General features: G+C 67.2%; 22 protein-coding genes. 4 read left to right on the top strand and 18 right to left on the bottom strand.

What is annotated here, in order from left to right; genetic code table 11:
• Positions 1 to 6: 6 nt before the first annotated feature.
• From KTR40_RS07910 to KTR40_RS07870, 9 genes are all read right to left on the bottom strand, one after another.
• Complete coding sequence (locus KTR40_RS07910; RefSeq protein WP_139028924.1) at positions 7 to 825, bottom strand: ECF transporter S component; 819 nt, start codon at positions 823 to 825, stop codon at positions 7 to 9.
• 149 nt (positions 826 to 974) lie between these two features.
• The gene (locus KTR40_RS07905; RefSeq protein WP_228405792.1) at positions 975 to 2,000 is read right to left on the bottom strand and encodes a nucleoside hydrolase; all 1,026 of its coding nucleotides are present in this window, start codon (positions 1,998 to 2,000) and stop codon (positions 975 to 977) included.
• A 7-nt stretch (positions 2,001 to 2,007) separates the two neighbouring features.
• The gene (locus KTR40_RS07900) at positions 2,008 to 2,985 is read right to left on the bottom strand and encodes an aldo/keto reductase (protein ID WP_228405791.1); all 978 of its coding nucleotides are present in this window, start codon (positions 2,983 to 2,985) and stop codon (positions 2,008 to 2,010) included.
• Between the two features lie 9 nt (positions 2,986 to 2,994).
• On the bottom strand, positions 2,995 to 3,555 hold the full coding sequence (locus tag KTR40_RS07895; RefSeq protein ID WP_228405790.1) for a hypothetical protein: 561 nt from the start codon (positions 3,553 to 3,555) through the stop codon (positions 2,995 to 2,997).
• On the bottom strand, positions 3,552 to 4,169 hold the full coding sequence (locus KTR40_RS07890) for a DUF402 domain-containing protein (protein ID WP_171058971.1): 618 nt from the start codon (positions 4,167 to 4,169) through the stop codon (positions 3,552 to 3,554). Before KTR40_RS07890 ends, KTR40_RS07895 begins: the two co-directional genes overlap by 4 nt.
• Positions 4,166 to 6,139, bottom strand: coding sequence for a 1-deoxy-D-xylulose-5-phosphate synthase (dxs, locus tag KTR40_RS07885; protein ID WP_228405789.1), 1,974 nt, complete (start codon positions 6,137 to 6,139; stop codon positions 4,166 to 4,168). The genes KTR40_RS07890 and dxs overlap by 4 nt, the downstream gene beginning before the upstream one ends.
• Before the next feature lie 140 nt (positions 6,140 to 6,279).
• Entirely contained in the window at positions 6,280 to 9,105 is a 2,826-nt protein-coding gene (locus tag KTR40_RS07880) for an aconitate hydratase (RefSeq protein WP_139028919.1), read from the bottom strand.
• A 188-nt stretch (positions 9,106 to 9,293) separates the two neighbouring features.
• Positions 9,294 to 10,679, bottom strand: a complete 1,386-nt coding sequence (locus KTR40_RS07875; RefSeq protein WP_139028918.1) for a class I SAM-dependent RNA methyltransferase — start codon at positions 10,677 to 10,679, stop codon at positions 9,294 to 9,296.
• The gene (locus tag KTR40_RS07870) at positions 10,679 to 12,655 is read right to left on the bottom strand and encodes an APC family permease (protein WP_228405788.1); all 1,977 of its coding nucleotides are present in this window, start codon (positions 12,653 to 12,655) and stop codon (positions 10,679 to 10,681) included. Before KTR40_RS07870 ends, KTR40_RS07875 begins: the two co-directional genes overlap by 1 nt.
• Before the next feature lie 118 nt (positions 12,656 to 12,773).
• Here KTR40_RS07870 and KTR40_RS07865 point away from each other — a divergent pair, with 118 nt between their 5' ends.
• A complete protein-coding gene (locus tag KTR40_RS07865) occupies positions 12,774 to 13,448 on the top strand; it encodes a TrkA family potassium uptake protein (RefSeq protein ID WP_139028916.1) in 675 nt (224 codons plus the stop codon).
• Entirely contained in the window at positions 13,445 to 14,194 is a 750-nt protein-coding gene (locus tag KTR40_RS07860) for a TrkA family potassium uptake protein (protein WP_139028915.1), read from the top strand. The genes KTR40_RS07865 and KTR40_RS07860 overlap by 4 nt, the downstream gene beginning before the upstream one ends.
• A gap of 30 nt (positions 14,195 to 14,224) precedes the next feature.
• Here KTR40_RS07860 and KTR40_RS07855 read toward each other — a convergent pair whose 3' ends face one another.
• The 4 genes from KTR40_RS07855 to dut form a co-directional block, all read right to left on the bottom strand.
• Positions 14,225 to 15,013 carry a DUF3159 domain-containing protein gene (locus KTR40_RS07855; protein WP_228405787.1) on the bottom strand — a complete coding sequence of 263 codons (789 nt, stop codon included), beginning with the start codon at positions 15,011 to 15,013 and terminating at the stop codon, positions 14,225 to 14,227.
• Positions 15,010 to 15,414, bottom strand: coding sequence for a hypothetical protein (locus KTR40_RS07850; RefSeq protein ID WP_228405786.1), 405 nt, complete (start codon positions 15,412 to 15,414; stop codon positions 15,010 to 15,012). The genes KTR40_RS07855 and KTR40_RS07850 overlap by 4 nt, the downstream gene beginning before the upstream one ends.
• Positions 15,407 to 16,120, bottom strand: a complete 714-nt coding sequence (locus tag KTR40_RS07845) for a DUF3710 domain-containing protein (RefSeq protein ID WP_228405785.1) — start codon at positions 16,118 to 16,120, stop codon at positions 15,407 to 15,409. The genes KTR40_RS07850 and KTR40_RS07845 overlap by 8 nt, the downstream gene beginning before the upstream one ends.
• Positions 16,121 to 16,228: 108 nt before the next feature.
• Positions 16,229 to 16,759 carry a dUTP diphosphatase gene (dut, locus tag KTR40_RS07840; protein WP_139028912.1) on the bottom strand — a complete coding sequence of 177 codons (531 nt, stop codon included), beginning with the start codon at positions 16,757 to 16,759 and terminating at the stop codon, positions 16,229 to 16,231.
• A 143-nt stretch (positions 16,760 to 16,902) separates the two neighbouring features.
• On the opposite strand from dut, the gene KTR40_RS07835 reads away from it, so the two are divergent.
• On the top strand, positions 16,903 to 17,403 hold the full coding sequence (locus KTR40_RS07835) for a DUF3093 domain-containing protein (RefSeq protein ID WP_139028911.1): 501 nt from the start codon (positions 16,903 to 16,905) through the stop codon (positions 17,401 to 17,403).
• Here the strand turns inward: KTR40_RS07835 and KTR40_RS07830 are convergent.
• On the bottom strand, positions 17,379 to 17,678 hold the full coding sequence (locus KTR40_RS07830) for a DUF4193 domain-containing protein (protein WP_139028910.1): 300 nt from the start codon (positions 17,676 to 17,678) through the stop codon (positions 17,379 to 17,381). The genes KTR40_RS07835 and KTR40_RS07830 overlap by 25 nt on opposite strands.
• Positions 17,679 to 17,894: 216 nt before the next feature.
• Between KTR40_RS07830 and sepH the strand changes: the two genes are divergently transcribed.
• Positions 17,895 to 19,232 (top strand): septation protein SepH, encoded by a 1,338-nt coding sequence (gene sepH, locus KTR40_RS07825; protein WP_228405784.1) that lies wholly within the window; start codon positions 17,895 to 17,897, stop codon positions 19,230 to 19,232.
• On the opposite strand, the gene KTR40_RS07820 is transcribed toward sepH, so the two are convergent.
• Genes KTR40_RS07820 through KTR40_RS07805 form a run of 4 tightly spaced genes read right to left on the bottom strand, consistent with a single transcriptional unit; the run spans position 19,229 to position 24,684 of the window.
• Complete coding sequence (locus KTR40_RS07820) at positions 19,229 to 19,954, bottom strand: thymidine kinase (RefSeq protein ID WP_139028908.1); 726 nt, start codon at positions 19,952 to 19,954, stop codon at positions 19,229 to 19,231. The genes sepH and KTR40_RS07820 overlap by 4 nt on opposite strands.
• Positions 19,947 to 21,215: an alkaline phosphatase family protein gene (locus KTR40_RS07815; RefSeq protein ID WP_228405783.1), complete on the bottom strand. Its 1,269-nt coding sequence runs from the start codon at positions 21,213 to 21,215 to the stop codon at positions 19,947 to 19,949. Before KTR40_RS07815 ends, KTR40_RS07820 begins: the two co-directional genes overlap by 8 nt.
• Before the next feature lies 1 nt (position 21,216).
• Positions 21,217 to 21,957 carry a DUF5998 family protein gene (locus KTR40_RS07810; protein WP_139028906.1) on the bottom strand — a complete coding sequence of 247 codons (741 nt, stop codon included), beginning with the start codon at positions 21,955 to 21,957 and terminating at the stop codon, positions 21,217 to 21,219.
• 42 nt (positions 21,958 to 21,999) lie between these two features.
• The gene (locus KTR40_RS07805) at positions 22,000 to 24,684 is read right to left on the bottom strand and encodes a bifunctional GNAT family N-acetyltransferase/acetate--CoA ligase family protein (RefSeq protein WP_228405782.1); all 2,685 of its coding nucleotides are present in this window, start codon (positions 24,682 to 24,684) and stop codon (positions 22,000 to 22,002) included.
• Positions 24,685 to 24,736 lie beyond the last annotated feature (52 nt).

Below are 24,736 nucleotides of genomic sequence, written 5' to 3'. Positions count from 1 at the left end.
GCCGGATCAGGAGCCTTGTTCGGGGGTCTTGCCTGCCAGCACGCGGTGCCTGCGGATGAACGGGAACTGCAGCCGCGCGCGCCGTGGAAGGGCGTATACCAGGATGGCCACCACGGTGAACACAATCGCTTTGTCCATGGGGTCGGAGATGAGCGCCTGTTTGGTGATGGCGCCCAGGAGGGAGTCGCCCATGGACCGGAAGGCACTGACGATCGCACCGGTGGCTACGCCGGAGGTGCCGCCGAAGACAAAAGCCGCCACCGGCGCGGACACCACGCCGCCGATGATGCCGGTGACGAACCCTGCCACCGGTGCGAGATAGAAGCGCCGGAACATCCCGTGGCGGGCGGCGAGGCCGGCAAGGCAGCCGATCAGGGCAGCCCCGGCGGCGAAGGGCAGCACAGTGGGGTTGAAGAAGGACCAGACGATGCTGCTCAGCGCACCGGTCGCTGCACCGGCGGCCGGGCCGGCCAGCACCGCGATGAGGACCGTGCCGATGGTGTCCAGGTAGAACGGCACCAGGGTGCTGCCCACGAACTGTCCGAGCACGATGTTCAGCACCAGTGCCACCGGGATCAGCACCACGGTGGAGGCCGGCAACGTGGGGAGCACGGCGACAATCAGCAGGACGGCTCCGATGAGGAAGCCGGACAGGGCGATCAGGGCGGACGCGCTGCCCGGCCCGCCGGTGATGTCGGCAGGCTGGTTGAGGACCAGGTAGACGTAGGTGCCGGCGATGGCCACGGCGCCGAGGATTTCCAGCAGCCGGCGTTTGCGGGCGGCCGCCGGTGACGTGGACGGCAACGTCAGGGAGTGCGATGACATGGAGTTCCTTCAGGGTGCGCACGGAGGGCCCGGTGTTCCCGGGCCGGGCGGAGCGCTGCTTATGTCACCTCGGCAGCAGCCGGCAGGCAGCCTGCGCCTGTCCGGTCCGCGCACAATTCTACCGGCAGGAGCCTTTGTTGGGCGCCCTCTCAGCCCACGCGGCGGGCCAGGTTCCCGACGGCGGACACCAGCTCCCGGAAGGCCGCTTCCGGATGGTTCGTGGAGACCACGCGGGCGTTCGGCGGCGCTCCCCAGAGGCCCCGGAAATCGGCCACGGTGGTGCCCATCAGGAGCGGTGACCCGGTCTCGACGTCGACGGTGGCGGGCCGTGCCTCGAACTCCAGGGTGCCCGCGGCCACGCCCGCTGCGAAGTAGTCGTGGACGTGGGCGAGGTATCCCTGGTCATAATGGCGGTGGAACTCGAAGTAGAACCGCAGGGCATCGGACAGGTGCCTGATGAGCACGTTGTCAGAGGCGCTGCGCTGTCCCTCGGGCTGGCCGGGCTGCACCAGCTCGGGGACTGTTGCGCCCGCGGCCTCCGCCAGCTGCCGGACATGTTCCGGGTGCAGCTCCATCCGCTCGGTGGTGTCCAGGGAACAGACAATGGGGAGCTCTTCCAGGGGGCGGCCCTGGAAGGCCGCGTACACTTCCTTGGCCGCATGCGGATCCACGTGGGTGTTCCACTCCGCGGTGGGCGTGGTGTTGCCCTGGTGGTAAAAGCTGCCGCCCATAATGACCACCTTCGCCAACAGCTCGGGGAGCCTGGGTTCCTGCCGGAGCGCCAGCGCGAAGTTGGTCAGGGGTGCGGTGATCAGCGCAGTGAGCTCCCCCGGCCGCGCCCGGGCATGTTCCACCCAGAGGTCGACGGCGTCCCGCGGTGAGACGGCGCCCTCAGGTTCCGGCAGGACGGCGTAACCGATGCCTTGCGGGCCGTGCGTTTCCGGGGTGGTCACCAGCGGAACGGCCAACGGCTTGCGGGCGCCGACGGCCACTTCCACTCCCGGGCGTCCGCACAGTTCCAGCAGTGCCAGGGTGTTGCGCGCCACCTGGTCCGCGTCCACGTTCCCGGGGGTTGCGGTGACGGTGACGAACTCGGTGTCCGGCAGGGCCGCAAGGTAGGCGAGGGCCAGGGCGTCGTCGATGCCCGTGTCCACATCCAGCAGGAAGGCGGTCATGGCGTTCCTAGAAGAGCGCTACCTTGGGCGCTGCGGGGAAGATGCCGTCCAGTTCCGCGAGGTCCTTTTCGGAGGGTACCCAGTCCGCTGCTTCCGCGTTCTGGCGGACCTGCTCCGGCCGGGTGGCTCCCGCTATGACGCTGGCCACGCAGGGCTGGACGGCCAGCCAGGAGAAGGCAACCTGGATCTCGCTCAAGCCGCGGTCCTTGGCGAAGCTGCTGAACCTGTCCAACTGGTCCCAGTCGGCGTCGTGCACCAGGTGGGTGCGCGTGTGGCTGAGCCTGGAGCCCTCCGGGGCGTGGCCGGGCGAGTACTTGCCGGTCAGCAGTCCGTTGGCGAGGGGGAAGTACGGCAGGACGCCCAGTCCGAACTCCTCCGCGGCCGGTGTCACCTCGAGTTCCGCCCTGCGGTCCAGGAGGTTGTAGTGGTTCTGGGTGGAGATGAAGCGGGCGCTGCCGAGTTCGCGGGCGACGTACTCGGCCTGGGCGATCTGCCAGCCGGCCCGGTTGGAGTGCCCGAGGTAACGGACCTTGCCGCTGGTGACCAGCGTGTCCAGGGCGGACAGGGTTTCGTCAATGGGGGTCAGCGGGTCCGGCGTGTGGAACTGGTAGAGGTCGATCCAGTCGGTGCCCAGCCGCCGCAGCGACGCCTCCACTGCCTGGATAATGTAGCGGCGGGAGCCGCGCGCCCCGAAGTCCGGCCCGCTGGCGCCTTTCATGTCCATGCCGAACTTGGTGGCCAGGACGACGCCGGGCCGCCGGCTGCCGAGCGCCTTGCCGAGCATTGTTTCGCTGAGGCCGGGTTCGCGGCCGTAGGTGTCGGCGACGTCGAACAGGGTGATTCCGGCGTCGAGTGCCGCATGGACCACGGCGTCAGTGGCTTCCTGGGATTCGGTGGGGGTGTTGGCGCGGCCAAGGTTGTTGCAGCCCAGGCCCACGGTGGAGACGGTCAGGCCGGATCTGCCGACGCGGCGGTACGTGGTCACGGGATCCTCCTAAAGGCTGAAGCCGGTGGCGGGTTTGGCTGAGTGCTTGAGTTTGAAGTTCTCAGGCTCGTTGTACGGGGCGGCGCCGATGCTGAGCTTGGTGAAGTCCAGGTCCTCACTCCGGCTGCAGACCTTGATGGCGTTCACGGCTTTGTTCACCTCTGGGCAGAGGCAGAAGATGTTCAGCTTGTAGTCCGTGAACCCGGAACGCTCCACGGTGCCCAGTCCACGCCATGCCAGGTGGCTGATGAGGGCGTCCGTTGCTTTCTCTTCCAGGTAGCGGTCCCGGTCCGTGCCTTCCCTGGTTTTGAGGGCGAACTGGGCTACTACCCAGAACTGCTCCTCCTCGGGGATTTCGGCGTAGCCGTCCTCCGCGCACTGAGCCGCGAACGCGTCCAGGAGGCCCTCGGCTGCCTCCGCATCCGGCACGTCGGTCTCTTCCGTCTTGCTCTGGTGCCCCACCACGCCGTAGTTCATGACGAACTGGCTGTAGTCCTGGTCATACCAGGCCTCCCGGAAGTGGAGGGTGCCCTCGTCGTCGCGCTTGTAGACCCTGACAATTCCGCTCATTTTCGTCCCTCTGTGAACCATGCGACGTCAGTGCCGTCGAACGGAGCCTGTTGCGCCTTGACGGCCTGGTAAAGCTGGTCTGCTGCACGTTGGATGTCCGCCACCAGGAGGTCCGGGTAGTGCATGGAGACGCTGTGCTCCGCGAACTCGTCCTGGTCGTCGATGAACACGCCCCGGTCTGCGGTGCGGATGACGTCCAGGTCCATGTCGATCACGTGGAACTCGGTGACGGCGGGCCGGATGACCGTCCACTCGTGGGCCACGGCCAGGTCCACGTACACACGGACCTGGTTGGGGTGGGCGTCGTCGTAGAAGGTGGCAACCCAGTCGCCGGAGCGCGGAACCAGCAGCACGGCGTCGGATTTGGTGTAGAACGCCGCCCCGGGCCGGGAGCAGAACTCATTGGTGCCCTGGAAGATCCACCACCCGTGCCGGTCTTCGCCGAGGTACCGGCCGGGCACCACCCAGTGCGCCTTGCCGTTCCATTTCCTGTTCCTGGACACCACCAACTGGCCCGGCTTCAGCCCCGCGGGTACCCGGGTAGTAGTGGTGTGCATGGCCGGCCCGGACTCCCCCACCGCACCCGGGTACTTCAGTGCGTCTTCTTCCCTCACAGAATCGGAAGGCTGCCGGTGGTGGGGTGCTGCTGGCCGGGCAGGGGACGCGCAAACGGGACCTTTGTCCCCAGAACCTGCGCTACGACGTCGTGCGTTATCTGCTGGGCCGTAAGGCCCACGCGTTCAAGGATCTGGCCGCGGGTGCCGTGGTCCAGGAATTCGACCGGCAGGCCAACCTCGTTCAGGGCGGTGTCCACCCCTGCTGCGCGCATTTCCTGGCGGATCCGTGAACCGACGCCGCCGGCACGGACGCCGTCCTCGATGCAGATGACCAGGCGGTGGTGGGACGCCAGGGCAATGATGGAGCGCGGGACGGGAAGCACCCAGCGCGGGTCCACCACGGTGGTGCTGATGCCTTGCGCGCCAAGCCTGTTGGACACGTCCAGCGCAAGCTCGGACATGGCGCCCACACTGACGATCAGGACATCGTTCTCGGTTGAGCCGCTGGGCCTGCGGGACAGTACGTCCACGCCGTCGCTCAACCGTTCAAGGGCTTCCACTTCGGCACCCACCGATCCCTTGGAAAAGCGGACCACGGTGGGTGCATCGCTGATGGCCACGGCTTCGCGGAGTTCCTCACGCAGGCGGCTGGCATCGCGCGGCGCTGCCAGGTGGAGGCCCGGGACGATCTGGACCATGGACATGTCCCACATGCCGTGGTGGCTGGCGCCGTCCGGCCCCGTGACACCGGCCCGGTCAAGGACGATGGTGACGCCTGCCTTGTGGAGGGCAACGTCCATCAGGAGCTGGTCGAAGGCCCGGTTGAGGAAGGTGGCGTACACGGCAACCACCGGGTGCAGGCCGCCGAACGCCATGCCCGCGGCAGAGGTGAGGGCGTGCTGTTCGGCGATTCCCACGTCGATCACGCGGTCCGGGTGCCGGGCCGCGAACTTGTGCAGGCCCACGGGGATGAGCATGGCGCCGGTAATGCCCACGACGTCCTTCCGCTCATCCGCGATCGCGGCGATCTCATCGGCGAACACGGACGTCCAGGACTGGGCGCCCGCGGTTCCGGTGGGCTCGCCGGTTTCGGGATCGATGATGCCGACGGCGTGGAATTGGTCAGCCTCGTGGGCGCGTGCCGGGGCGTAGCCGTGGCCCTTTTCGGTCATGGCATGGACAATCACGGGACCGGCGTAGTGCTTGGCCGTGGCCAGGGCATGCTCCATGGCCTGGAGGTTGTGGCCGTCCACGGGGCCGATGTACTTCATGCCGAGGTCCTCGAACATTCCCTGCGGCGCCCACCAGTCCTTGATGCCCTTCTTCATGGCGTGCAGGCTCTTGTAGGTGAACTGGCCCACGGGGCCGCCGCTCTGGAGCTTCTTCTTCCACCAGTCCAGCGCGCGCTCGTAGGCGGGGGTGGCCCGGAAGGAGTCGATGGTGGGGCGGAGGGAGGCAAGGTAGTCGGCGAAGCCGCCCACGGTGGGGGCATAGGACCTGCCGTTGTCATTGACCACAATCACCACGCGGCGCTTCTTGTCGGCCGCGATGTTGTTGATGGCTTCCCAGGCCATGCCGCCGGTCAGGGCACCGTCACCCACGACGGCGACGACGTGCCGGTCGCCCTCGCCGGTGAGCTGCCGGGCGCGGGAGATGCCGTCGGCCCAGGACAGCGAGGAGGAGGCGTGCGAGCTTTCCACGATGTCGTGCTCGGACTCCGCGCGGGCGGGGTAGCCGGAGAGGCCGCCTTCCTGCCGCAGCGTGCTGAAGTCCTGCCGCCCGGTCAGGAGCTTGTGGACGTACGACTGGTGGCCGGTGTCAAAAACGATGCTGTCGCGGGGCGAGTCGAAGATGCGGTGCACGGCCAGCGTCAGCTCCACCACGCCGAGGTTTGGTCCGAGGTGGCCGCCCGTCTGGGAGACGTTCGTGATCAGGAACTCCCTGATCTCCGAAGCCAGCACTTTCAGCTGCTCTTCGGACAACTCGTTCAGGTCCTGCGGATTCCGGATGGTGTCCAAGATTCCCAATGACCCCTCCTTTGGGTGGTAGACGTGCCGTTTAACTCTAACGCCTCGGCCTGCAGGGCCTGACTCACCCTAAAGCCGAAGCCCCGGCTGGTCGGTGACCGGCCGGGGCTTCGGGAGGTGGTGCCTGCTGGCAGAACCCGCTAGTTCGCGGAGATCTGGCGCAGCACGTACTGCAGGATGCCACCGTTGCGGTAGTAGTCCGCTTCACCCGGGGTATCGATGCGCAGGATGGCGTCGAACGACGTCGAGGTGCCGTCCTCTGCGGTTGCAGTGACCTTGAGGGTCTTCGGCGTGGTGCCCTCGTTCAGGGCTGTGACGCCCTCAACGGAGAACGTCTCCGTGCCGGAGAGGCCCAGGCTGGCTGCGGATTCGCCGGCCGGGAACTGCAGCGGCAGGACGCCCATGCCGATGAGGTTGGAGCGGTGGATGCGCTCGTAGCTCTCGGCGATGACGGCCTTGACGCCCAGCAGGGCGGTGCCCTTGGCAGCCCAGTCACGGGAGGAACCGGAACCGTATTCCTTGCCGGCCAGGATCACCAGCGGGGTGCCGGCCGCCTGGTAGTTCTGCGCGGCGTCGTAGACGTAGGCCTGCGGGCCGCCTTCCTGGGTGAAGTCGCGGGTGAAGCCACCTTCGACGCCGTCCAGGATCTGGTTCTTGATGCGGATGTTCGCGAACGTTCCGCGGATCATCACCTCGTGGTTGCCGCGGCGGGAACCGTAGGAGTTGAAGTCCTTGCGCTCCACGCCGTTGGCCAGCAGGTACTGGCCGGCAGGGGTGTCGGACTTGAAGGAACCTGCCGGGGAGATGTGGTCGGTGGTGACCGAATCGCCGAGCTTCAGGAGTACGCGGGCGCCCGTGATGTCCTTGACCGGCTCCGGCTGCGCCTGCATGCCCTCGAAGTACGGGGGCTTCCGGACGTAGGTGGAGTTCGGATCCCAGGCGAAGGTGTCGCCGGCGGGAGTGTCGAGCGCCTTCCAGCGGTCGTCGCCCTCGAAGACGCCTTCGTAGCCCCTGGCGAACATGTCCTTGTCGATCGAGGAATCGATGACCTGCTGGACCTCAACCGGGTTGGGCCAGATGTCCTTCAGGAAGACGTCGTTGCCGGCCTGGTCCTGGCCCAGGGCGTCGGTTTCGAAGTCGAAGTCCATGGAACCGGCCAGGGCGTAGGCGATGACCAGCGGCGGGGAGGCCAGGTAGTTCATCTTGACGTCCGGGTTGATGCGGCCTTCGAAGTTGCGGTTGCCCGAGAGGACAGCAGCGACGGCGAGGTCGTTGGCCTGGATCGCTTCCGAAACTTCAGCTTCCAGCGGGCCGGAGTTGCCGATGCAGGTGGCGCAGCCGTAGCCCACGATGTAGAAGCCGAGCTTCTCCAGGTACGGAGTCAGGCCGGACTTCTCGTAGTAATCGGTGACAACCTTCGAGCCGGGGGCGACGGAGGTCTTGACCCACGGCTTGGACGTCAGGCCCTTGTCCACGGCGTTGCGCGCCAGGACCGCGGCGGCCAGCATGACCGACGGGTTGGACGTGTTGGTGCAGGACGTGATGGAGGCGATGGTGACAGCACCGTGGTCCAGCTCGAACTCGCGGCCGTCAGCCGTCTTAACCGGCACGGGCTGGGAGATCCGGCCAGCTGCCCCGTGGCCTGCCGAGTACTTCGGCGGTTCACGGTCAGTGTCGGAGACATGCGTACCGCCGGAGGTGAAGGACGGGGCGTCGGAAGCCGGGAAGGTCTCCTCGAGGGATTCATCCAGGGTGCCGGCGTTCGCGTCGTGGGAGACGTAGTTCTTGAGGTCGTGGCGGAACTCGTCCTTGGCCTCGGTCAGTTCAATGCGGTCCTGCGGGCGCTTGGGGCCTGCGATGGACGGAACAACCGTGGACAGGTCCAGTTCCAGGTACTCGGAGAACTTGATGTCGCGGGAAGGATCGTGCCAGAGGCCCTGTTCCTTGGCGTATTCCTCCACGAGGGCAACGTTCTGCTCGGAGCGGCCGGTGAGGCGCAGGTAGTCCAAGGTCACGTCGTCGATCGGGAACATGGCGGCCGTGGAACCGAACTCCGGGCTCATGTTGCCGATGGTGGCGCGGTTGGCTAGCGGCACTGCGGCCACGCCTTCGCCGTAGAACTCCACGAACTTGCCCACAACGCCGTGCTTGCGGAGCATTTCGGTAATAGTCAGCACCACGTCGGTTGCCGTGGCGCCGGCAGGGATGGAACCGCTCAGCTTGAAGCCCACAACGCGCGGGATCAGCATGGAAACGGGCTGCCCCAGCATGGCGGCCTCGGCTTCGATGCCGCCGACGCCCCAGCCGAGCACGCCCAGGCCGTTGACCATGGTGGTGTGCGAGTCGGTGCCCACGCAGGTGTCAGGGTACGCCCGGAGCGCCCCATCGACTTCGCGGGTCATGACGGTGCGCGCCAGGTATTCGATGTTGACCTGGTGCACGATGCCGGTTCCCGGGGGAACCACCTTGAAGTCGTCGAACGCCGTCTGGCCCCAGCGCAGGAACTGGTAACGCTCCCCGTTGCGCTGGTATTCGATCTCCATGTTGCGCTCCAGTGCGCCGGAGTTGCCGAAAGCATCGATCTGGACCGAGTGGTCGATGACCATCTCGGCAGGCGCCAGGGGGTTCACCCGCTTGGGGTCGCCACCCAGTTCCTTGACCGCTTCACGCATGGTCGCCAGGTCCACCACGCAGGGGACGCCGGTGAAGTCCTGCATGATCACGCGTGCAGGCGTGAACTGGATTTCTGTATCGGGCTGGGCATTGGGATCCCAGCCTGCCAAGGCGCGGACGTGATCGGCAGTGATGTTCGCGCCGTCCTCGGTCCTCAACAGGTTTTCAAGCAATACCTTGAGGCTGAACGGAAGGTTTTCTGCACCTTCAACGGAGTTCAACCGGAAAATTTCGTATTCGGTTCCGGCTACATTAAGTTTGCCTTTTGAACCGAAGCTGTCCACAGTGCTCATCGCAGGACTCCTCTCGCAACAGTTTCATCTTTGTCGCGCGGTTGACCGCCTGCTAGTTAGGAAGCCCTAATTAGTTCCGGGCCCGAAAATTGCACACGGCCGGCCGTGATTACGGAGCGCGACGTGGGACTACTACGGCCATCGTAGTCCAAAACAGCAGTGGCATCACGGAAGCAACAGCAGCGGCATCACGGAAGCGGTGCCAGCAGCGCCACAGTCTCCAGGTGGTGGGTGTGGGGATAGAGATCGAAGGCCCGCAGGCCGGACAGCCCCCACCCCGCCTGGCGGAAGTACCCCACGTCCCGGGCGAACGACGCCGGATCACAGGACACGTAGGCAATGGCGCGGGGACGGGACGCAACAAGCTGGCCCACCACCGCCTTCCCGGCCCCCGCCCGTGGCGGGTCGAGGATCAGGGCGTCAAAACTCCGCGGCTGCTGGCGGAGCACGCGCTCCACCCGGCCCTGGACGATCTCCACCTGGGGCGCCCCGTGCAGGTTCTTCCGGGCATCCCGGCTGGTTCCGGCGGCACCTTCAACGGACAGGACGGACCCTGTCTCCCCCACCGCGTCAGCCAGGACTGCCGTGAAAAGGCCGGCTCCCGCGTACAGGTCGGCAACAACAGCCCCGGGATGGAGGAATCCTCCGCCGCGGAGGAATTCTGTGACAGCCCCCACAAGGGCCCCGGGCGCGTCGCGGTGGATCTGCCAGAACCCTGCACCGGTGACCCGGTAGTCGTGTCCGGCCGCTGATTCCTGCACCCAGGTTCGGCCCCGGAGCTGTTGCACGGCCTCGCTGGCCGGATCAAAGGCAGCGACGGAGACGTCATCCGGCAGCTGGGCAGCTATGGCGCTGAGCCGCTTGGGTTTGGTGGCCTCCGCCGGCGCCAGCAGCACCAGGGGACGGGAGCCGTTGGCCGGTGCTGCCACTTCCACCCGCTCGATGCCCTGCAGGTCAATGTCCCACAGGCGGAGGTTGTTGATGGCCTCAATGGCCAGCGGCATCTCCCGGACCGGAACGATGTGGGTGGAGCGGTGTGCGTGCATGCCCAGCTTGCCGCCGGGGGTGACCGAAAAGCTAGCCCGCGTCCGCCACCCAAGGCCGTCCCCGCCGTCGGCCGTCCCGCCCACTGCTTCCACGCTGCCGGCGCCGCGCGTGCCCGGCCCTCCAGCACCATGCTCGACGCCGGCGAGCCGCTTGAGCTGTTCAGCCAGCACTTCTGCCTTGAGGCTGCGCTGGCGGGCAAGGGTGATGTGGCCGAATTCGGCGCCGCCCACGGGAGGATGTCCGTGGCGCCAGGCACGCGCCGAGTCGGCCTGGTGCCAGAAGTGGCCAACCCTGTCAGGGGAGGCTTCAAGGACGTCGACGACGTCCGCCCGCCAGAATTTGGCCTTCTCTTCGGCGTCCGTCAGCCGCACCCGCACCTTTTCGCCGGGAATGCCATGCCTGACGAAAATCACGCGGCCCTCGTGCCTGGCGACGCAGTGGCCGCCATGGGCCACGGGCCCGACGTCGAGCACTATTTCCCTGCCCGCTTCTCCGGTCAGTGGCGGCTGTGTTTCGGTGTTTGCCATTATTGGACGTCCTGCAGGTTTTTCGCTTCTTCGGATGATTTCAACTGCCAGGGGACGCTCGCCACCATAACGCCGGGCTCAAAATGCAGCCGGGTTTTGATGCGCAGGGCAGTCTGGTTGTGGACCAGCTGCTCCCACCACTTGCCCACCACGTATTCGGGGATGTAGACCACGATCAGGTCCCGCGGGGAATCCTTCCGCATGTGTTTGACGTACTCCATGATGGGCGTGACCGTCTCGCGGTAAGGGCTGGCCAGCACGGTCAGCGGCACGGGAATCTCCAGCTTCTCCCAGTCGGCCACGGTCTGCGCGGTTTCTTCGGCATCGATGTCCACCGTCACCGCGTCCAGCCGGGAGGGCCGGGACGCCCTGGCATACGCCAGGGCGCGGAGAACCGGTTTGCGCACATGCGATACCAGCAGGACGGCGTGCACCCGGGTGGGAAGGGCGCGCGGCGAGGAGTCCTCGTCCACTGCCAGCTCCCTGGCCACGTTGTCGTAGTGCGCCCGGATGCTCCACATGATGAGGAACAGGATGATCATGGCGAGGAGGGCAATCCAGGCGCCCTGCTCGAACTTGGTGACCAGCACGATCACCAGGACCGTGGCTGTCATGCCGAAGCCGATGCTGTTGATGACGCGGGACTTGGCCATCCGCCGTCGGACTGCCTTGTCCTTGGCCAGCTTGAGCTGCCGCCCCCAGTGCCGGATCATGCCCAGCTGGCTGGCGGTGAAGGAGATGAACACACCCACGATGTACAGCTGGATGAGCTTGGTGACGTCCGCGTTGAAGGCGATGATCAGCACCAGTGCGCCGGCGGCCAGGGCCAGGACGCCGTTGCTGAAGGCCAGCCTGTCACCCCTGGTGCGCAATTGCCGGGGCAGGTAGCCGTCCTGGGCGAGGATGGAGCCCAGCACCGGAAAGCCGTTGAAGGCGGTGTTGGCGGCGAACACCAGGATCACGCCGGTGGCGGCAACCACGATATAGAACGGTATGGAACCGGGGCCGAAGATGGTCTGCGCGATCTGGCTGATGGCAGGGTTCTGGATGTAGCCCTCCGGCAGCGGACTGCCGTTGAGCAGGAACTCTGTCGCCGGGTCCAGGACGATGTGGACCTTGGTGGCATTGGCCAGGTAAATGATGCCCGCCAGCATGGTGGCGCCGATGACGCCCAGCAGCAGCAGTGTGGTGGCGGCGTTCTTGCTCTTCGGCGGCCGGAAGTTGGGCACCCCGTTGCTGATGGCTTCGACGCCGGTCAGCGCCGCGGCGCCGGAGGAAAAGGCCCGCAGCAGCAGGAAGGCGCCGGCGAGGCCCACCAGTCCTTCGTCGAAACCAGGGGCGGGAACAATGGTGAAGGCCGCGGAGGGAGCCTGGCCCAGCTGTCCGGTCGCGGCCTGGAAGAGGCCCACCGCCGTCATGCCCAGGATGGACGCCATAAAGATGTAGGTGGGGACGGCAAAGAGTGTGCCGGCCTCCTTGATCCCGCGCAGGTTCACCAGGGCAAGGATTACGACGCCGATGGTGGCAATGCCCGCCTGCTGGCCGTGCAGGGCGGGGACCGCCGTGGTGAGGTAGGCGGCAGCGGAGGACATGGACACCGCCACGGTCAGGACGTAGTCCACCAGCAGTGCCGACGCCACCGTCAGGCCTGCGTACTTGCCCAGGTTCTCCCCGGCGATCTCATAGTCGCCGCCGCCGGAAGGATAGGCGTGGACGTTCTGCCGGTAGGAGGCCACCACCGTCAGCAGGACCACCATCACCGCCACGCCCACCCACGGCGAGAACGCCACGGCGCTGACGCCCGCCAGCGCCAGAGTGAGCAGGATCTCGTCCGGGGCATAGGCTACGGACGAGAGGGCATCGGAGGCGAAGACCGGGAGTGCGATCCGCTTGGGAAGCAGCGTGTGGGCCAGCCGGTCATTGCGAAATGGCCTGCCCACCAGCACACGCTTGGCGGCGTTCAATATTGTCAGCACCCCACAAAGCTAGTCTGATTCCCGGACGATGTCATGACGGACCGGGGACGACGGGAGCCCGGACGCTGGCGGTAGAGTTCTAGCAGCAGGACCTTGACAGGAATACAGAGGAGAGACCGTGGCGCATTTCGTGATCATGGGATGTGGCCGGGTGGGGGCAACGCTGGCGCACACGCTGGAGGACGCCGGGCATTCCGTGGCAATCATCGACCAGGACGACCGCGCCTTCCGCAGGCTCCGCCAGGGATTCACCGGGCGCAAAGTCACGGGCGTCGGCTTCGACCGGGACACCCTGAAGCAGGCCGGCGTGGCTGAAGCGTATGCTTTCGCCGCCGTCTCCAGTGGCGACAACTCCAACATCCTGGCCACCCGGGTGGCCAGGGAAACGTTCCACGTCCCCCACGTCGTGGCCCGCATCTATGATCCCGGCCGCGCCGAGATCTACCAGCGCCTTGGGATCCCCACCGTGGCGGCCGTGCGCTGGAGCGCGGACCAGGTGCTCCGCCGCATCCTGCCCGAACAGCACCTGGCAGGCGACTTCCGCGAGCCGTCCGGGCGCCTGGTGCTGGCCGAGCTCGACCTCGACGCCAGCTGGATCGGACAACGGGTGAGCACCATCGAGAAAGCCGCCGCGATCCGCGTGGCGTACCTGACCCGTTTCGGCGAAGGACTCCTGCCGGAAGCGGCCACCGCCTACCAGGACGGCGACACCGTGCACGCCATGCTGCAGGTCGACCGCAGCGCCCAGGTGGCCCACATCCTCGCCAAAGCACCCGCCAAGGAGTACCAGTGAAAGTAGTCATCGTGGGTGCCGGCAGCGTCGGTTCGTCCATCGCCAGGGAGCTGCTGGCGCACAAGCATGAGATCCTGCTGATCGACCTTAAGCCGGAAGTCATCGGCCGGAGCGGCCTGCGGGGCGCGCACTGGCTGGTGGGCGACGCCTGCGAGCTGAGCACCCTGCAGGGGGCCAAGGTGGAAGAGGCAGACGTGGTGGTGTCGGCCACCGGCGATGACAAGGTCAACCTGGTGGTTTCCTTGCTGGCCAAGACCGAATTCGGGGTGGGCCGCACCGTAGGGCGGGTGAACAACCCCAAGAACGACTGGATGTTCAACGATTCCTGGGGCGTTGACGTCGCCGTCAACACGCCGCAGCTCATGACCGCCCTGGTGGAGGAAGCCGTGGAGATCGGCGACCTGGTCCGGCTGCTCACCCTCCAGACCGGCGTTTCTTCCCTCGTGGAGTTCACGGTGCCGCACGACTCGCACGTGATCGGCCAGACGGTTGGCGATATCCGGTGGCCCGAGGACGCGACCCTGGTGGCCATCCTGCGGGATCATGCCCCCATCACGCCCAGCCGGGACGACGTCATTGACGGCGGCGACGAGCTGTTTTTCGTGACCACCATTGCAGCCGAGGATGACCTGCGCGCCCTGTTGTCGCCGGACGCCCCCGATACCGCCGGCGAGGCGGAGGCTCCGCTGCCCGCCGGCGCCAGGACCGCCCAGCAGGCCCCGGAGGACGACGGCTTCGACGGCTAGGGCGGACCAATAGTCATGCGCCGGCCGGGGTCAGGCTTTCAGGCCCGTGTCCTCCCCGCTGGAGTCCGTGCCAGCGTCGACGGGGGCCGGCCGGGTTGCCAGCCAGGCAATCCAGACACCCAGGATGTACAGGGGCGCGCCCATGATCAGCCGGGTGGTGGCCAGCGCGGCAAGCCCGTCCGCACCCATGAGGTAGAGAGGCACCTGCACCACGAGCCGAAGCGCCAGGACCGCAACGATGATCCAGGTGCCCAGCTGGTAGGCCTTGACCCGGTCCGGATCCTTGCGCCAGTCCAGGCCTTCATTGCGGATGAATCCGAAGAGCAGGCCGGCCACCGGCCATTTAAGGAAGATGGAGAGCGCCATCGCCAGGATGTAGCCGGCATTGGTGAAGAACCCGGGGAGGTAGAAGTCCTCCGCTTTGCCGGTGGTGTTGGCCAGCCAGGCCGAGATGCCCACGCCCACCACTCCGGCCAAGGCCTGCGTCAGCGGGCGCCGCTGGACCAGCCGGACCACGGTGAACACCGCCGCGGAGGCCAATGCCGCCACCAGGGACAGCGTCAGTTCCCGGGTGATGGTGAAGGCCACCAGGAACACAAGCCCGGGCAGGATGCTTTCGGCAATCCCCTGGACTCCTCCGGCGCTGCGCAGGACGTCCACATGGCCGTCGTGTGTACGGTGCAGCCCCGCCTTGGCCGCGTACTCCGCCGCAAGGCCGGCCATCGGTGACGCCTCCTGGGCAGGTCCCGGCCGCGAATCACGTTCAGGACTGCCGGGGCTCTGGGCTCCGGATGACGGGTCGGGCTGGGGCTCGGTCATTCGTTCTCCTGGCGGGACAGTATTTCGTAGCGGGGGTTGAACATGGTGGGCAGGCCCTGGCTGCGGGAAAGCATTCCTTCAAGCCGGAGCTCGGCGCCGGCTTCGATGCCCGGCACCCGGCGGCGTCCCAGCCACACAACCCGGAGCCGGCCCTGTGCCCTGGCCTGGCCGGACAGTTTTTTGCCTGGCTCTGCCCGGCCTGGCCCGGCCGGGCCGGACAGTGACCTGCCTGGTTCGGCGTCGGAAACAATGGCACTGAATGCAGGAGCCTGGTCCGCCGGAAGATACGTCACGGATTCAATACGGCCCTGGCACACCACGCGGCCCTTGTCCGGAAGCTGGTCCAGGGAGAGGACGGCGGGGCGGCGCTGGAGCCCGTCCCCAGGTGCCGCGTCAGCCAATCTGTGTGGTTTCCGGACCACGTTCCGGTTCCCCCAGTGCGGGGGCAGCGGGAGGAGGCGTCGTGGCCGTGTCCTTGGGCAGGCGCAGCTGCAGCAGGTCGCGGGGCGGCATGGGGCTGCCCCCGCGGATCACCACAACCTGCCGGAACAGCGCCTCCAGCGGCTCGGCCGCTTCACGTTCGAGGGCCGCCGGTCCGCCCAGCACGCCGCGAAGGAACCAGCGGGGTCCGTCAACGCCCACAAAGCGGGCCACGCGGTAGCCCTGGCTGCCGTCGGGCAGCCCTGCGGGCAACTTGGCCACGAGTTCGGTTCCAAAGCTGCCGTCGATCTCTTCCACCTGGCCACCCTGCGCACCCACGGACTGGCCGATCTGCTCGCGGATCTCATCCCACAGGCCCTCGGTCTTGGGAGCGGCGAACGCCTGGAGCTGAAGGCTGGAGCCGTTGAGGTCCAGCGTGACTGCCACAACGCGCTGGGTGGCTTCTTCCACCTCGAGGCGCAACTGGAGGCCCTCGCTGGGAGCGATCAGCAACGCGCCAAGATCCACGTAACCGTCGCGGCTGGTGATTTCGGATTCATCAAGCGGGCCGTTCGCACGGATACCCGTGGGGGCCGCTGCGTCGGCGGAAGCCTCCGCGCCGGCCAGGGAGTCGTCCGGTTCGGCTGCCTGTTCCTTCTTTGCTTTCCTGCCGAGCCCAAAGACCATGAGGGTGTCTCCTTAGTTGTGAAATGTGCCGGTATGGCCCCATGGGGGTCCCGCCGTCGTGCTGTACGCGCCAGGCAGGAGTACTGCCGGAACCGGAAGAATGGTTCCCTAGGCCACCGGCCGGTTGAATCCGCCGGTTGACCCGAATCCTCCCGTGCCGCGCACAGACCCGTTCAATTCATTGACGGGGATGAACTGTGCATACTCCACACGCTGGATAACCATTTGCGCAATTCTATCGCCGCGGTGCAGCTCAATGGACTGGGTCGCATCGGTGTTCAGCAGGGTGACTGCTATTTCCCCCCGGTATCCGGCGTCCACCGTTCCAGGGGCGTTGACGATGGTCAGTCCGTGCTTGGTGGCCAGCCCGGAGCGCGGATGGATCAGGGCGACGTACCCTTCCGGCAGGGCGATGGCCACTCCGGTGGGAACCAGCTTGCGCTCCCCCGGCCGCAGGACAACGTCCTCCCTGGCACGAAGGTCAGCGCCGGCGTCGCCCGGGTGCGCATAGGAAGGCGCCTCAAGGCCAGGGTCCAGCATCTTCAACTGAACCTGCAGGGTGGGGGCTGAGGCAGAAGGGGCCGGGCCGGCAGGTGCTGCTGCGGGGAAGGTGTCTACTGCTGCGGAATGATCAGTCACAGTCACTCACTCTAACCCGCGCCCGTGGCCGGGACCTAGGCGATGCATGCCCCCGACAGCCTGGGCGGGCCGGGAGGAGCCGCGGCAGCCGGGGCATGAGCCGCCGGGATGAAATAGCAAGGGAAAAATGGAAAGCTTGCCCTATGCCCGAATCGAGTTCCGCCGCGCCCGTTCCCAGTACACCCTCTGCCGGGGCCGCGGTGATCTACCGGGAAAAGCTGTGGCCCAATGCCTGGATCTGGATCATTGCAGCGGGCATCTCAGGTGCCGGAATCCTGGTGTTTGCACCTATCAGCGCGGCTGCGGGCTACACGGCTGCGGTGGTGCTCTTTGCGATCATCGCCATACTCCTGCTCGCTTCCACCCCCACCATCCTGGTCACCGGTAACACCCTCACGGTGGGGCGGGCCACCATTGAACGCCGTTTTATTGGCGCCGCCCAGCCATTCCGGGGTGAAGAAGCGACGGCGGAACGCGGCACCCGGCTGAACGGCCTGGCCTACCTGTGCATCCGGGGCTGGATCGATCCCGTGGTCAAGATCGACATCACCGACCCCTCGGACCCGACGCCGTACTGGCTGGCATCCACCCGCCGCCCGGACAAACTGGCGGCAGCCCTTCAGCCCTCGCAGTCCCTGCAGTAGAACCGGCCGTCCTTCTCCCTGGCGATCTGGGACCGGTGCCGCACCAGGAAGCAGGAGGAGCAGGTGAATTCGTCAGCCTGCGCCGGAACTACCTGGACCACCAGCTCCTCGCCGGAGAGGTCCGCTCCCGGGAGTTCGAAGCCGGCGGCCAGCTCGTTTTCGTCCTCATCCACCACCGCGACCGGCTTGTCCGCCCGGCGCGTCTTCAGCTCGTCCAGCGAATCTTCGTTGGCGTCTTCCTCGGACTTGCGCGGGGCATCGTAATCGGTGGACATCGTGGCCCTGGCCTTCTTCCTGTTGTGTGCGTGTCTGGGACAACACCTGTGACAACGCAGGATGCCGCCCGTTGGTGCCCGGACGAAAAGCCGGCTGCGGCAGTGATTTGCGAGCGTTGTCCCGGAAAATCGCGGCGCGCCCTGCCCCTTGAGCGAAAACCCGCCCCCATGGTGGCAAAGTTTCGAGTGATAGTAATGCCAGGGTGGAGGATTTGTATGCAGGATCTACGGCTTGTAGGCGTACACGACGACGGGACTCACCTCCTGTTGAGCGGGGCCGGCGGCGAGATGTTCCAGCTGCCGATCGACGAAGCGCTGAGGACGGCCAGCAGGCCGGCGGTTAAGCCGCGGGCTGAGCGGCCGGCCGTTCCCATGTCCCCACGGGACATCCAGGCGCGGATACGTGCGGGGGCAACGGCGGCCGACGTCGCCGAGCTTTCCGGGCTTCCGCTGGCCAAGGTTGAACGGTATGAAGGTCCGGTCCTTGCAGAACGGGAGTACGTAGCCCAGCAGGCCCGCAAGGTGGAAGTGGCGTCCCCTTCTCCCGGCCATGACGCCTACCGCTCCGCGTTCGGCGACAACCCTGCCACCCTGAACGACATGGTGGGCCACCGCTTGGCAGCCCATGGCATAGACCCCTCAACGGTGGAGTGGGACTCCTGGCGCCGCCAGGACGGCACCTGGACTGTCTCTGCCAGCTTCGAACCCAAGACGGGCAACACGCCGGGCATAGGCGAGGAGCCGCCGGCGCTGTGGACCTTCAGCCCGGCCCGGAAGTCGTTGCAGAACGCCAACCGCTGGGCCCAGCAGCTGAGCGAGCTGGAGCCGCTGGACGGGCCAGTCCCCGCCCGCCGGCTGTCAGCCGTCTCCGACCGGCCCTTTGACTTTGAGACCGATGCCGATTCCGCTCCCGGAAGCCCGGGAGGCCACGCCGGCCAGGCTCCCGGCAAGGAAAAGGAATCCGACGGCCTCCTGGACATGCTGCGTTCCCGCCGGGGCCAGCGGCTGGGCGTGGATGAAGATTCCGACGACGCCCTTGCCCTGCTGCTGACGCACGGCGTGCCGGCGGCCCACCCCCGGCCCTCCGAGGTCTTGCCGGAAGCGGACGAGCAGGCCGCGGAACCGGAAGAGGACCGCGGCAGTGCTCCCGCCGCCCAGGGTGATTCCTTCATCCGGCGCCGGGATGCCCGGCCGTCGATGCTTTCCCGGCTGAGCCTCATCCCGCCGCACCCTGACCCGGTTGACGACAACCTCCGGCTGCACAACGGGGTCAGCACGGACACCCGCGAAATCACCATCGTGGCCTCCCCCCAGCGGCCCTCCGGCTCCGCTGAACCTGATGCGCCACGGGGCCCGGGCGCGTCGGGAAGCGGGGCGGGACTGGACGAGCTGCTCGGCGGGAAGCCGCGGCGGCCGGCACCAAGGACTGACGACAACTCCCCCACCACCGGCCAGCTGCCGGAAACGGGTGCACCGGAAAGGCAGCCCGCAAGGCCCAAGCGCTCCAGTGTTCCGTCCTGGGACGAGATCGTCTTCGGGACCCGCGGAGACTAGGCGCCTGCCCCTGTTCCGCCGGTGCCGCGCCAGAGGCACGCGTCCACGTCGAACGGCAGCAGCTGGTCCTGCTCGGCCATGAGGTTGGCACCATGGGCAGTGACGCGCCGCATGAAGTGCCGCCGGCAGAGGGTTTCGTAGCCCACAACGGGAATGTGGCCTGGCGCCGGAGCAGCGGATCCGTCAACGGCCATGTCAACGTCACCCACCACCACCTGGGCACCTTCGGTGACCATGACGCCGTCCAGCGTCCTTGCGTTGTGCGTTGCCCGGCGGCCGCACCAGCACAGGGCTTCCACCTGCAGGACCTGCACCCGGTCCGCCAGTTCGATGAGCCGCTGCGAGCCTGGGAAAAGCCTGGTGCGGAAGTCCGCGGTGATGCCGAAGGCAAACACATCGACGCCGATCTCGTCCACCACCTTGGCCAGCTGTTCCACCTGTTCCGGCGTGTAGAACTGTGCCTCATCACAAATCAGGTAATCAACGCGCTGGCCCTGGGTTCGCCGCAGCATGACTTCCTCCCAGAAGTCCGTCCCGTCCGCCACCTCCACGGCGTCGGTTTCGAGGCCCAGCCGGCTGGAGATTTTTGATTCGCCGGCACGGTCGTTCCGGCTGAAGCGCACCCCGCCCCGGCCCCGGGCGCGGTGGTTGTGGTCCATCTGCAGCGCAAGGGTGGATTTGCCGCAGTCCATGGTGCCCGAAAAAAAGACGAGTTCAGCCACGGCGGACGCTCCTGCCGCCTGCGGTGAAACACAGCAGCGGAACCTCCCGCTCAGCCTTGGTCAGGGATCCGTGCTGGCCCACGACGTCCATCGCCGTGGGGCGGACGCGCCTTGTGTCATACAGCGCGAGCTCATCGCGGGCTGCAATCATCACGTCCCCGATCCTGCCCTCGACGGCGGGCCGCACCGGACCAAAGAGGCCCGCCGTAATGGCGTCCTCCCGGGTGAAGGCCCAGACGCGCGGACCGAAGCGGGCCCGCCAGGCGGCGAGAAGCCGCCCGCGTGCACCGGCGTCGGGCCCTGTGCCGTCCGCTCCGGGTTCCAGGTAGAGGTGCACCATGCGCGGTTCGCCCGCGGTGTGCCGGACGCCTTCCACCAGCGCCGGGTCTGCGGAGAAGTCGATGCGCTGCTGTTCCGGCACGTCCAGCATGCCGTGGTCCGCAGTCAGCAGGATGGTGGTCCCCGCCGGCAGGGAGGCATTCAACCGCTTCATGGTCGAATCCAGCTCCTCGAGCTGGTGTTCCCAGTGTTCGGACTGGCAGCCGTAGCGGTGTCCGGCCTTGTCCAGCTCATTGAGGTAGAAGTACAGCAGGCCCGGTCCAGGGCCGGCGAGGGCTTCGGCGGCGGCCTCGGTCCGGGCATGGGACGTGGTGCCGGCTACGAAGCTTCCGCCGCGCAGGGCAGCCCTGGTCATGGGCGAATCACCGAACTGGGGAAGGCTGACCGTGGTGACGGCGGCCTGGCCGGCAGCGCGTTCCAGCACGGTGGGGAACGGCTGCCAGGCAAGGGGATCCACGCCGGAGTCCCAGTTGCCCAGCATGTTGACTACCTTGTCCTGGGCGGGGTCCAGCACGTCGTAGCCCACCATGCCGTGCTGGCCAGGGGGCAGCCCGGTACCAAAACTGGCCAGTGCGGCAGCCGTGGTGGAGGGGAATGCTGAGTCCAGCCACACCGGAACCTCACGCTGCCCGGCCTGGATGACCGACCTGAGGAAAGGTGTGTGCGCGGACTTTTGCTTCAGGAGGTTCCGGCCCAGGCCGTCGGCCACAACGACGCAGACACGCGGCGCGGCAGGAAAGCCGAGCGTGTTGGTGAAGCCATCGAGTCCCAGGCTTGCCGCGGCGCTGGACAGCACGTCCGCTACGGAGCGCCGGCCGTAGGCAGGGGCGGGCGGAAGCTCGGGCGCCCGGCCCGCTTGGACTGGGGCGGCGCCGGAGGGGGCGGCTGCGTCAGGGATGGTTGAGCGGCGTTCGTCCGGCATCTCAGCGCTGCTGATGCCCGCGGCTCAGCCGGTTGCCGAACACACCCGGACGCGGCCGCGGAGGGAGGGACTGGACATGCGGCGCCGGAGCGGCGGAACCTGTGTTCACTGCGCGCAGCGCGCGGGCAAAAAGCTTGGCGTCCTGGACTGCCTGCAGCCCATCCGCCTCGGCACTGATCCGGAGGACGATGTCTTCCTGGGCAATGGTGCCGCTGTAGCCGTGGTCGGCTTCGCACTGGGGATCCCCGCAGCTGGCTGGACCCATATCCAGCCGCTGGCCGCCGGACCAGGCGATGGACAGCGTCACCTCGCGCACGGGATCCGATGGCTTGTAGTTCTGCGGCTGCGCGTACATGTAGCTGAGCACCACGGAGCGGATCTGCGCCACGGGAACGGACTCCGTGGAGATCTGGGCCACGATCTGTTCGCCGGCCTCGTCAAGCTGCTGGTCGTCCACGTGGGTGATCACCAGCATGTCCGCAGTCAGCACCAGGACGGTGATGTGGCGCCGGACCTCGGCCCGGTCAAAGTGTGTTTCCAGGTGCACCAGGTGGGCTACGCAGTCGCGGCCGTCCAGGGCGTCGTCAACAACGTCGGCAACCAGGCGGGGATAGAAACCGGCCTTCTGCAGTGCGCCGTCCAGGCTTTGGCCCTGGGCACCGTGGTTGTGTGAGCTGTGGCGGACTGCCTGGTTTTCATTGCCGGGCGTTTCGGGCGCCGACGCGGGAGGCTGTGAGCTCATTCCCCCATTTTCACAGATGGGCCGGTCACATTGCTAACCGCGTCAGCCGAGCATGGCGCGGCGGGCGCTGTCCGTGCGCTGGGCCGCGTTGCCGATCCGGACGTCCGCGGCCAGGATCACCGCTCCGGAAGCCCCGCACAGCACGGGATTGAACTCCAGCAGGGCGATTTCCGGATGGCTGTCCTTCAGCCACGCGAGCCTGCCGGCCAGGTCCTCGAGTGCGGCGACGTCCACCGCGGGCAGGCCCTGGTAGCCGAACAGCTTCCGGGCCGCCCGCGGTCCGCGGATGAAGTCGTGCACGTCCGCCGCGGACAGCGGCGGCACCCGGTGCGCCCAGTCATCCAGCAGGTTGACGGCGTCGCCGGCCAGGCCGAAGGAGATGACCGGTCCCAGGAGCGGGTCCTCGATGGCCCTGAAGGTACAGGCCTGCCCGACGGGTGCCATGGTCTGCACCTCCAGGGCAGGGTCGCCGTAACGGGAGAGGGTCCGGCGCATCTGCAGCACGTTCAGCCGCAGGGACTCGGCGTCCTGGATGTCCAGCCGCACTCCCCCGAGGTCAAGCCGGTGGCGCAGGGAAGGATCGGTGGTTTTCAACGCTACCGGCCAGCCGAGGGCCTCCGCGGCCGCCACCGCCTCGTCGGGGGTGTCGAAGCCGACCGAGGGCAGCACGGTGATGCCGTAGTGGCCCAGGAGGGAACGCGTGGCCGCGGGGTCCAGCTGCTTGAGCTGCTCACCCCTTACATCCCGGAGGTGGGCCTCGAGTTCGTCCCGGGCGCGCTGCGGATCGCAGCCTTCCGGTTCAACGAAGTGCCCGTGGTCGCGCGAGACCCACTCGGAATACCGCACCACGGCCGCGAGCGCGGCCACGGCAGCGCCCGGATTGGAAAAGCAGGGCACGGCACGCTCCCCCGTCCCCACCATGCCTTCGACGTAGACCGACGGATCGAGTATCCCGGTAAAGGCGGCCACCACGGGCTTTCCGGACTTCACGGAGCATTCGGCAAGTACTTCGGCGATGCTGTCCACGGTGAGCCCGCGGGCCGGGAGCAGTGCGGCAACGGCCGCGTGGACGGCGTCGGACTCCAGCGCGGCGAGCAGCGCCGACCGCAGGGCCGGAAGGGCAACTGACTGGCCGGCGTCGAGGTCCACCCCCGCCACCATCTGGCCGATGCCGAGGCCGTGCGAGGAGGCACTGTCCGCCACCACCTTCCCCAGCGCCTGGGAGTTGCTGAAGATGGCCAGGCCGGGCCCGGCCGGGAGCGGCTGGCCGGAGACGACCTGCGCAACATCCACCAGCTGCTCTATGGTTTCCACCCGGATGACGCCGGACTGGCGCAGCATGGCGTCGAGGGCCCCGGCCGGCGCTTGGGTGGTCCGGACGGCATGCCCCGGCGGCAGCCGCAGCCCCATGGCGTCGGACTTCGCCACGATCACCGGCTTGATGCGCGCCAGCCGGCGGGCCAGCCGGGAAAACTTGCGCGGATTGCCGATCGATTCCAGGTAGAGGCCCACGGCCGAAGTGTCGGCGTCGTCCTCCCAGTACTGCATCATGTCGTTACCGGACACATCGGCACGGTTCCCGGCGGAGAGGAAGGTGGACAGGCCCAGCCGCCGCCTGCTGGAGGCGGCATAGAGCGAGACGCCGATGGCGGCAGACTGCGAGAACAGGCCCAGGCCGCCCCGCAGCGGCAGCGAGGGCGCCATGGAAGCGTTCAGGGACACGTCGGGGTGCGTGTTCACGATTCCCAGCGACGCCGGCCCTATTACCCGCATGCCGTTGGCGCGGGCCTGCCGCACCAGGTCCCGCTGCCTCGCGAGGCCGCGTTCGCCGTCGTCCGCGAAGCCCGCTGACGCAACCACCAGCCCCTTGACCCCGGCTGCGGCACAGTCGGCCACGACGGCGGCTACCTCCTCATAGGGGACGGCCACCACCGCAAGCTGGACGGGCTCGGGGACTTCAGAGAGCTTGCCGAAGGACATCATGCCCGCCAGTTCCAGCGCCTCGGGGTTGATGGCATACACCCGTCCGGAAAAGCCGCCCTCAATGATGTGCTCCAGCAGCTGGTAGCCCACCGTCCCCCATTTGCGGCTGGCACCGATGACGGCCACGGACGACGGCGTCAGCAGGTCGCGGACGCTCCTCGCCTCTGCGCGGTGCTCGCGGGATTCCATCACGGCCCGGGATTTTTCGGTGGGGTCGATGTTGAACTCCAGGCTCACGACGCCGTCGTCAAAGTGCCGTTTGACGTCATAGCCGGCGTCGGAAAAGACCATCAGCATCTTGCGGTTTTCCGGGAGCACCTCGGCGCTGAAGCGGCGGATGCCGTTCTCGTGGGCGGCGGCGGCAAGGTGTTCCAGCAGGATGGAGCCGATGCCCCTCCCCTGGTGGGCGTCCGCGATGTTGAACGCCACTTCCGCCTCGGTGGGGTCGTCGAGGCGGTCATACCGGCCGATGCCCACGATTTCGCCGCCGATGGTGATGACGAACGCCACGCGGTCCCGGTAGTCCACCTCGGTGAACCGCTTGAGCTCCTTGCTGGAGAGTTTGGCCTTGAACGCGAAGAAGCGCATGTAGATTGAATTCTGCGACTGCCCCATGTGGAACGCCTGGACAGCGTCCGCGTCAGAGGGATGGATGGGCCGCAGATGCGCGGTTCCGCCGTCGCGCAGGACGACATCGGCTTCCCAATGTTCCGGATATTCGCCGTCCACGGGCTGATCCACCATAGGCTTAGCCTAGCCAAAAACTCCCGCAGCACCGCCGCTTGCGCAGAATAAA

The organism is Pseudarthrobacter sp. L1SW (genome assembly GCF_020809045.1).
Taxonomy (GTDB): domain Bacteria; phylum Actinomycetota; class Actinomycetes; order Actinomycetales; family Micrococcaceae; genus Arthrobacter.
This window is presented reverse-complemented; position numbering and strand designations above follow the sequence as displayed.